General features: G+C 61.1%; 6 protein-coding genes. 3 read left to right on the top strand and 3 right to left on the bottom strand.

Annotated features, from left to right (window positions below; translation table 11 throughout):
- Nucleotides 1-277 precede the first annotated feature (277 nt).
- Entirely contained in the window at nt 278-625 is a 348-nt protein-coding gene (locus tag CCR95_RS22100; protein ID WP_201098540.1) for a GGDEF domain-containing protein, read from the bottom strand.
- Between the two features lies 1 nt (nt 626).
- Here CCR95_RS22100 and CCR95_RS22095 point away from each other — a divergent pair, with 1 nt between their 5' ends.
- The gene (locus CCR95_RS22095) at nt 627-809 is read left to right on the top strand and encodes a hypothetical protein (protein WP_201098538.1); all 183 of its coding nucleotides are present in this window, start codon (nt 627-629) and stop codon (nt 807-809) included.
- Between the two features lie 64 nt (nt 810-873).
- On the opposite strand, the gene CCR95_RS22090 is transcribed toward CCR95_RS22095, so the two are convergent.
- On the bottom strand, nt 874-2,157 hold the full coding sequence (locus tag CCR95_RS22090; RefSeq protein ID WP_201098536.1) for an extracellular solute-binding protein: 1,284 nt from the start codon (nt 2,155-2,157) through the stop codon (nt 874-876).
- A gap of 492 nt (nt 2,158-2,649) precedes the next feature.
- Between CCR95_RS22090 and CCR95_RS22085 the strand changes: the two genes are divergently transcribed.
- Both CCR95_RS22085 and CCR95_RS22080 read left to right on the top strand, forming a co-directional pair.
- The gene (locus CCR95_RS22085; protein ID WP_201098534.1) at nt 2,650-3,813 is read left to right on the top strand and encodes a site-specific integrase; all 1,164 of its coding nucleotides are present in this window, start codon (nt 2,650-2,652) and stop codon (nt 3,811-3,813) included.
- An 82-nt stretch (nt 3,814-3,895) separates the two neighbouring features.
- Complete coding sequence (locus CCR95_RS22080) at nt 3,896-4,183, top strand: hypothetical protein (protein ID WP_201098532.1); 288 nt, start codon at nt 3,896-3,898, stop codon at nt 4,181-4,183.
- A gap of 174 nt (nt 4,184-4,357) precedes the next feature.
- Here the strand turns inward: CCR95_RS22080 and CCR95_RS22075 are convergent.
- A partial coding sequence (locus tag CCR95_RS22075) for an IS4 family transposase (RefSeq protein ID WP_201098530.1) occupies nt 4,358-4,477 on the bottom strand: 120 nt, incomplete at its 5' end.

Raw genomic sequence — 4,477 nt, 5'->3', positions numbered from 1 at the left:
AAGGCGACCCGCGCCGAGCCGGCGCAGCTGGCGATCATCCAGGCGCTGGGCAGCGATCCCAGCCCGGGAGGGATACAGAAAATGATTGTCTGAATCGTCCGGTTTCACAAAATTTCACGAATGTAGTGCCACTGAGCGATTTTTTCCGCTGTAAGCGGATGATCTTAAAAGAGAAATAATCTGAGGCGTTAAACTTGGGCTAGACTGATGGTGACGTGGCGCTGGGCGCATGGAAACGCATGGGCGTCCACCGCGCTCCGCAAGCGCTCGGCGAGCGTCACCGCCTCCTCAAGCTGGGTCTCGGGCAGGATGACCAAAAATTCCTCGCCGCCCAGCGTCCGACATGATCCATCTGGCGCAGGATGTTTTTCAGGAGTTTGGCCAGTTCGACCAGCACCTGATCGCCGCACTGATGTCCGTGCGTGTCATTGACGCGCTTGAAGAAATCGACATCGCACAGCAGGATGGAAAAGGGCGCGCCGTAGCGTTGCGCCCGCTGAATCTGTTCGCCGAAAATCGCGTCCAGCTTGCTCCGGTTGCTGACCTTGGTCAGCCAGTCGGTGGTGGACAGCGCTTCGAGCTGACGATTTTTTTCCTCCAGTTCGCGCGTGCGCTTCGCTGTCATCGTGAATCAGGCTGATCTGATTCTGCAATGGCCCCCGGGCGGCCTCGGTGACGATCGCCAGTTGCGCCTTGAGATCCTGGTGCAAACGCTGTTCGGCCTGTTCGATGTCGGCGCGCAAGGTCTCGCGCCGCGATCTGCGCGTCGCGGTGCTGATACAGTTGCTCCCTGGCGAGTTGAATGGTGATGACGTTGCCTATGGATAAAGATCACCAGCAGAATGCCAAAAAAGCTGGCGACGAGCCGGAAGTTCAGCGAGCGCGGCGACAGAGGCGACAAGGGGCGAAACGGCATGGACAGCTTACCGCGACCAGTGCGCGCGTTGCCGGATCAGGCGCAGATCGGCCTCCAGCTTGTTCAGGGCGGTGTCGGTCTCGACCTCGCCGGAGAGGATCGCGTGCACGGCGGTTTGGAAGGTTTTCGAGACCTTGGGGTAGGTCACGCCACGTGACCGTGGAGGGACGCGCCACGCCATTGAGCAGCACGTCCTTGAAGGCGAGCATGAAGGCCCGATCCTTGACCAGCCCCAGCGCGTCATAGAGATCGACGATCGTCGGACTGAAGGAGGCGTCCGTGGCGTACCGCCATTGGGCGCGTCGATCGGTCAGCGACGCGACCAGTCGGATCGCCTCGGGAATCTGGTCGGAGTAGCGCGAGACGGCCAGACTCATAATCCCCCAGCGTGCCGGAGTGCTTGCCGTCCGATCCGCCCTTGGGAATGGGCACGATGCCCACTCGTCCCCTGACCGCTGAGTCAGCGGACTCCACATCCTTCCAGTATTCCATCCAGTGGCGCATGAAGATGGCCTGACCCGCGACGAACTGCCGCGCGGCTTCCATTTCGGTGTAGGCCAGCACCGCGCGCGGGGAGATGTCGCCGATCCAGGCGCGCGCCTGGCCCGCGGATTGTTGATGGTGATTTCGCCCCGGTCGTCGATGATGGTCCCGCCTCGGTACGAATCGATCCATTCCAGCGCGTTACAGGTCAGCCCCTCGTAGCCATAGCCCTGCCAGACGAAGCCGGCGAGTTGGGGATCGGCCTCGCGCTCCAGGATGGCGCGCGCGATCCGCTCCAGCTCGGACCAGGTCGCGGGCGGCGCGAAGCCATACTTGTCGAGCAGATCCTGGCGGTAATAGAGCAGCCCGGCATCGGTATACAGCGGCATCCCCACGAGACGCCCCTCGCCATCGGTCAGGTTGTCGATGAGCGGACGGAAATGCTGATCGATGCTGCGTGCCGGCAGGTGCCGCCGCAGATCGACGAGATGTTCGCCGAGCACGCCCGGCCAGATCGTGTCGATCAGCAGAATATCGAGCTCCTGGCTGTGCGCGCTCAAGGCTTGCCGATAGAGCGCAAGCTGGTTATCGGCCATCCGCCCGACCTCATAGGGGATCAACCGATGCCCGTGCTCGCGCGCCCAGACCTCCGCCCGCTCCTGAAAGGCTTGAAATCCCCAGAGGCTGGAACTGAAACGGAGATCCGCCGCCCGCGCCAGCGCGCCGAACAGCATGAGCAGCACGAGCACGCCAGCCATCCATGACGAGCCCGCGGCACGCGGTTTCGACTCGACTTCGATCGCCAGCGATACCCGATACAGTCGAGGACTTCAACGCCAAGATGCTCGGACACTGTTTTGGCTTCCTGACAAATCAGATCCGCCGTCTTCATGAGCCGTCCAGGTTCTCCATGTCGCCGTCGAGCGCCCGAGCCAGACTCGGGGTTGTTCTTGCGGGCTTCAACGGCAAATCGATGACAACCGCCATCGATCGCCGCCCTTGATCGATCATTTTCGGCGCAAAAAAAAGGGCTTCGCGTGTGGCGCAAGCCCTTGATTCTTATTGGCGCTCCCTAGGGGGTTCGAACCCCTGTTGCCGACGTGAGAGTGCGGTAACCGCCATCTAGGCCAATTTCTAACCGTCCGTAAGTGTCTTGATTCTATTGCAAGACTGTCTCTATCCGCCTATTCTTGTCTGCACGAATCCATAGTCGAACTTCCGGAAAATTTCCGGTTGCAGAGGCTGGAGGCATGGCAGTCAACCCGATCAACACCACCAGGAAGCGGAGCGCGCTGAAATCGCGGAAAGAACCTTATTGGTTCAACTTCAAGCGAGGCGCGGCGGTCGGCCTCTACGTGGGCGAGTCCAAAAGCGAGTGGTGCGCACGAGCACGCGACCCGATTGGTGGGGCAAAGTACAAGTACGCCACCTTCGGCGAGGGCAACGAACTGAGCTATGAGGACGCGGAAGCCAAAGCGCGCGCGTTCGCTGACCGTGTTGCCCAGGTCGAACGTCCGGACTACACCGTTCGTGATGCGTGCGCCGACTACGTGCAGGACGCGCGGGTTCGCAATAGCGAGTCGAGCGCAAAGGGGATCGAGCAGCGATTGGCCCATAGCGTCCCTTCGACACTGGCGAGCAAACGCCTGACCGATCTGCGCACGATTGACTTGAACCGGTGGCGCGATGGCTTGGTCCGCACCTCGGACGACGCGGAGGATGTGCGTCGATCCAAGGATGGCGCGAACCGACTCCTGGCGATTCTCAAGGCCGCGCTGAATCTCGCCTTCCGTTCCGGCCTCGCTGCATCCGATGCCGAGTGGCGCCGAGTCCAAGCGTTCCGCGACGTGGACGCGGCACGAACCCTCTTCCTCGATCCCGAGCAGGTCAAAGCCCTCTTGGCTGCCGCTGACGGCTGCTTCCGCAACCTCCTGCACGCTGCCGTGCTCACTGGCGCGCGCTATGGCGAGTTGGCCGATGCCGTGGTTAAAGACTTCGACGCCCAGGGCGGGACGCTGCACCTCGACGGCAAGACCGGACCACGAACCTGCTACCTAAGCGGCGATGGTATCGCCTTCTTCAAGCGTGTTGCCAAGGGCAAGCTGCCGGGCGCACCACTGCTGCCGCGCGACGACGGCGCGCATTTGGGGCACGTCCCATCAGAAGCGACGGATGGATGCGGCAGTGCAGGCTGCCAAACTGCCCGCCGAGACCGTTTTCTATTCCCTCCGGCATTACCACGTCAGCCGCGCATTGTTGGCTGGTGTGCCCGCCCAGGTTATTGCCGAGAACTGCGGGACCAGCATCCGCATGATCGAAAAGCACTACGGGAAGTTCACCAAGGCCGCGCGGCGCACCATGCTCGATCAGGTGGCGCTGTAGCGGTCGATCCGCGTTTGCCAAGTCTAGGGTAGCTCCCGAAAAGGCGGATTCCTTTCACCGCACTGGCTTGGCTCCTTCAATGAAGGGACGACGCAAAGATAAGGAGCGTCATCCATGAATGAACATTTCCGCCAGTTCCAATCGACCGCCAGACAGCAGCAGCAAAACGTCTTGCCTGACTCGCTCAACATTACCCAAATCGCGGAACGGCATCCCGATGGCAATGACTTCGCACGGCTATTGCTCGAAGGCTACGCGATCTATCGGCACCGCGAGTTCACACGCGATAAAGACCCTGACCTCTACCCGCCGCTCGATACCGAGTTGGGCGACGGGCTGCCCGGCGAACTGGCAAGCGGCCCGGTCATGCTCGATATCATGCTCAATGCCGGTACCACATAGGAGACGGACCCGCTTGCTGGCGATGCCCGCAACGGGAAATTCGTTTCCATTCATCGCGACGATCTTAAAGCGTTTCTGCAACAGATTGGGTATTGGCCATTGCCAGCCGAGGCTGGAATCAATTGCTGGTGGAAACAAGGCGAGCGGGATGTACCTGTGCTTGAAAGCATCCCATTACACACAACTCTCCGTGTCCGGCATCTCTCTGGCATATTTGATCCCAGCGGCGAAGTCCATGATGCGCTGCATGCCCAGCCAGATGGTCTTCAAACCGGGCTCGCCATCGTCCTTGCG

Source organism: Thiocystis minor (assembly GCF_016653465.1).
GTDB classification, from domain to species: domain Bacteria; phylum Pseudomonadota; class Gammaproteobacteria; order Chromatiales; family Chromatiaceae; genus Chromatium; species Chromatium minus.
This window is presented reverse-complemented; position numbering and strand designations above follow the sequence as displayed.

Bases quoted from the DNA above. Each gene is read 5' to 3' on its own strand.
- CCR95_RS22100 (WP_201098540.1), bottom strand. From the start codon at position 625: ATGACAGCGAAGCGCACGCGCGAACTGGAGGAAAAAAATCGTCAGCTC.
- CCR95_RS22090 (WP_201098536.1), bottom strand. From the start codon at position 2,157: ATGGCTGGCGTGCTCGTGCTGCTCATGCTGTTCGGCGCGCTGGCGCGG.
- CCR95_RS22085 (WP_201098534.1), top strand. From the start codon at position 2,650: ATGGCAGTCAACCCGATCAACACCACCAGGAAGCGGAGCGCGCTGAAA.
- CCR95_RS22080 (WP_201098532.1), top strand. From the start codon at position 3,896: ATGAATGAACATTTCCGCCAGTTCCAATCGACCGCCAGACAGCAGCAG.